Source organism: Streptomyces sp. NPDC057654, from assembly GCF_042800135.1.
Classification (GTDB): domain Bacteria; phylum Actinomycetota; class Actinomycetes; order Streptomycetales; family Streptomycetaceae; genus Streptomyces.
In genome coordinates this window covers 1-3,433 of the sequence record NZ_JBHVHQ010000901.1, presented here as the reverse complement: position 1 = coordinate 3,433, position 3,433 = coordinate 1, and the positions used below count along the sequence as shown (strand labels likewise).

General features: G+C 71.0%; 2 protein-coding genes and 1 pseudogene. All 3 read right to left on the bottom strand.

The annotated features are described in order from the left end of the window. Positions 1 to 1,579, bottom strand: a 1,579-nt coding sequence (locus ACFU99_RS37960) for an MFS transporter (RefSeq protein WP_384401547.1), incomplete at its 3' end; no start/stop codon positions are given. A 453-nt stretch (positions 1,580 to 2,032) separates the two neighbouring features. Beyond that, positions 2,033 to 2,818, bottom strand: coding sequence for an aminotransferase class IV (locus tag ACFU99_RS37955; protein ID WP_384401544.1), 786 nt, complete (start codon positions 2,816 to 2,818; stop codon positions 2,033 to 2,035). A 104-nt stretch (positions 2,819 to 2,922) separates the two neighbouring features. Then, positions 2,923 to 3,433, bottom strand: a pseudogene (locus tag ACFU99_RS37950) (tetracenomycin polyketide synthesis hydroxylase); the annotation flags it as partial.

Sequence of the window (3,433 nt, the reverse complement as noted above, 5' to 3'; positions counted from 1 at the left end):
CGCGGGCACCCTCGCTCTCCGCCCCGGTCAGGGCGCTCTCATGGAGATCTCGGGTGCGGATGAACGCGAACGCGATCAGTGCGCCGAGTGCCGCGATCGACGCGCATACGATCATGACCTCGTGGAGGCCGTCCGCGAACGCTGTACGGGCCGCCTGGTCCAGTCGCTCGGCGATCGCGGCGGGCATTCCCGCCACTGCCTGCGAGCCGCCGCCGGCGGCGACCGCCTCGCCGAACTCCTGGGCCCGTCCGCCCAGCTGACGACCCGCTTCGGAGTCGACGAACAGGTCGGTGACCCTGGACTGGAACAGCGCGCCGAAGGCCGCGATGCCCACGGCGACGCCCACTTGCTGGAAGGTCTCGCCGATCCCCGACGCCATGCCCGCCTCGGACGGCTCGGCCACCGCGATGGACAGCGAGGCGCGCGGCGGGTTGAACAGGCCCATGCCGAGGCCGAGTCCGAACATGCTGGGCAGCAGCGACGTCCAGGCGCTGTCCGCGTCGACCAGCAGGACCAGGGCGAGCCCCAGCGCCACGAAGGTCATCGCGAAGCCGACGAGCACGCGCTGCGGCATCCGGGTCGTGAGACTGCCGCTGACCGCCGCCGCGACGAAGAGCGTGAGCGTCAGCGGCAGGAACCGCAGCCCGGTGTCCCAGGCCGAGAAGCCCAGCACGTTCTGCACGTAGGAGATCTGTAGGAAGAGCGTGGACATGGTGGCCGCCGCGCAGAGCAGGGTGACCGCCGAGATGCCGTTGAACGTGACGTTGCGGAAGAGCGTCAGGCGCAGCATCGCCCGTTCGCCGAGCCGCCGTTGAGCGAGGAAGAATGCCGCGAAGAGCAGCGCCGAGGCGATGAACATGCCCACGATCGCGGCGCTCCCCCAGCCCTGCGCCTCCCCGCGCAGAAAGCCGAGGACGAGAAGGGCGAGCGCACCCGAGAACAGGACCAGCCCCCACCAGTCCACCGGGTGCGCTCGCGGGTCCCGCGATTCGCGCATGCGCAGCACGCCGATCACCAGCGCGGCGATGCCGACCGGGACGTTCACCAGGAAGATCCACCGCCAGTCGAGGCTGTCGGTGAGGGCGCCGCCGATCAACGGTCCGAACGCGATGGACAGCCCCACCACGCCGCCGAAGATCCCGAACGCCTTGCCCCGCTCCTTGCCGCGGTACTCGTGTCCGATCAGCGCCGGGCCGACCGCGAAGAGCATCGCGCCGCCCAGGCCCTGCACCCCTCGCGCGGCGGACAGGAATGCCGCGTTCGGGGCGAGGCCACAGGCCAGCGAGGCCAGGACGAAGATCACGAATCCGGTGTTGAACACCCGCTTCCGGCCGAGCCGGTCCGCCAGGGAGCCCGCGGTGAGGAGGAAGACCGCGAGCCCCAGGGCGTAGGCGTCGAGCACCCATTGCAGGTCGGAGAAGGTCGCGTGGAGATGCGTGCGCATATCAGGGAGCGCGACGTTCACCACGGTCAGATCGAGCATCAGCATGAACGTCGCCACGCACACGGCGGCGAGCGTCCATCCGCGTCCGCTGCCGGGCCCCGGCACGGCAGCGGCTGTCGCGGTCGACTCGGTCATCAAGACTCCCCCAGTCCCTCACACCGTCTATCGGATCATCAATCATTTATCTTTCCTACGATCCAAGAAGGTATGGACTGGGATTCCGACTGTCAACGTTTCCAGGGGAGTTGACGTTCAATCAGTCCGAAACCGAGCGTGCGTGTACCGACTTCGCCAACTCCCATTTATTGCAAGCTAGTTGAACTGACCTGCGGGTCACGGTGAAGACGATCGCCGAGTCCGGGCTCCGGTCGGCGGCGACGAGGGGCGCCCCCGGTGGCGAGAATGCGATGTGCCGCTACGGCAGGTACCGCACCTCGGGGAAGGCCGGTGACGGGCCGTCGAGCAGATGGCCCCGGCGGCCATGGGATCCGCCGGGCACGCGCAGCCGGTACGGTCCGCGCGACACCCCTCGGCAGCGAATCGGCAGGGAATCGGCAGGGAATCGGCAGGGAATCGGCAGGGAAAGCCTCAGACAGCGTCCGCCGGAATCGTCTGGAAGATCCGGACGACCTCGTCCACGAGCGGCGCGTCGCCGGGGAAGTCCAGCTCGTCGACGCGGGAGATGGGTGCGATGCCCTGGGAGTTGGTGAGGAAGGCCCCGGCGTACGAGGCCAAGTCGGCCGTACGCACACGGGATTGCCGCCAGGGCAGGCCCGCCCTGTCCAGCGCCTGCCGGAGCAGCAGCATCGAAATGCCGTCCAGGGCCGGGGCGTCGGGCCACACCACCGTGTCGCCGTCGATGAAGGCGACGTTGGTGATGGCCCCTTCGGACACCGTGCCGTCGGGGCCGGTCAGCAGCGCCTCGTCGAAGCCCGCCCGCTGGACCTGGTCGCGGAAGTAGCCCTGTGCGAAGCCGCCCGTGTGCTTGATGTGCGCGACGGGACGCTGGTAGGGCACGCTGCGCAGGGCCTGCGGCGTGGTCGGCATGGTCGTGGGCGGGCGCACGCTGACCAGCAGCGAGGGCTCCGCGCGGGGCGTCGGACGGAAGACGTTGACCCGTACGGAGGCGTCCTCGGTGTCGGCGAGCGCGTGCCGGATCAGCTCGCGGACCCGTCCGCCGTCGAGGCCCGCGCCGAACAGCTCGCGCGTGGCCGAGTCGAGCCGCGCGAGGTGCAGTTCCAGGCCGCGCACCGCCCGGCCGCGCACCTGCATGGCGGTGAAATGGCCATAGCTGCTCATCAGCGGGGCGAAGAGCTCCTCGGCGGTCGCGGCCCGCCCGTCGAGCTCGATCCGGAGGTCAGGAAGATCGGTCACACCGCTCACCCTACGCGGGCCGCTCCCCCGAACGGCGTAGCCCGCCGCACCCATGCCCGTACGCCCGTACGACAACGCGCCCCCACGCCCGTACGGCCTTACCCCTACCCGCCGGCCCCGCTCGCCGCAGGTGCCCGCAGCAGACCGTCGTACACCTCGACCGCCGCGCCCGGGTCCGTCCCCCGCCAGGCGACGATCTGATCGGGCCTCAGCAACAGGCACTGCCCGGCGGGCAGGAAGTCCAGGTCGTGCCGGTGGACCGGGAGTCGGTCCGTGCGCGGCGCGGCCGCCTCCGGTCCGGCGAGGAGACACCAGCCGGGCCCCGCGAGGTCGATCGTCGAGCGCGTACGGGCCCCGTCGAGCCAGCGGTGCGGTACGCGGGTGCCGACGCGGCCGGCCGGGGCGAACTCGGTGACCGGCTCCGGGTCGTCGGCGTCGTCCGGGCCGCTCACCAGGGCGCCCGCGGTGTGCTGAAACGCCCCGGTGGCCAGGATGTAAGGATGGGCGAGCGTGGGGTCGGGGGCCGCCGCGAGGTTCTGGAAGCTCGCGATGCGGCGGCTGGACTCGTCGGCCGCGAACCAGCCGGCCGGGCGGCGCTCGGCGTCGTAGCTGTCG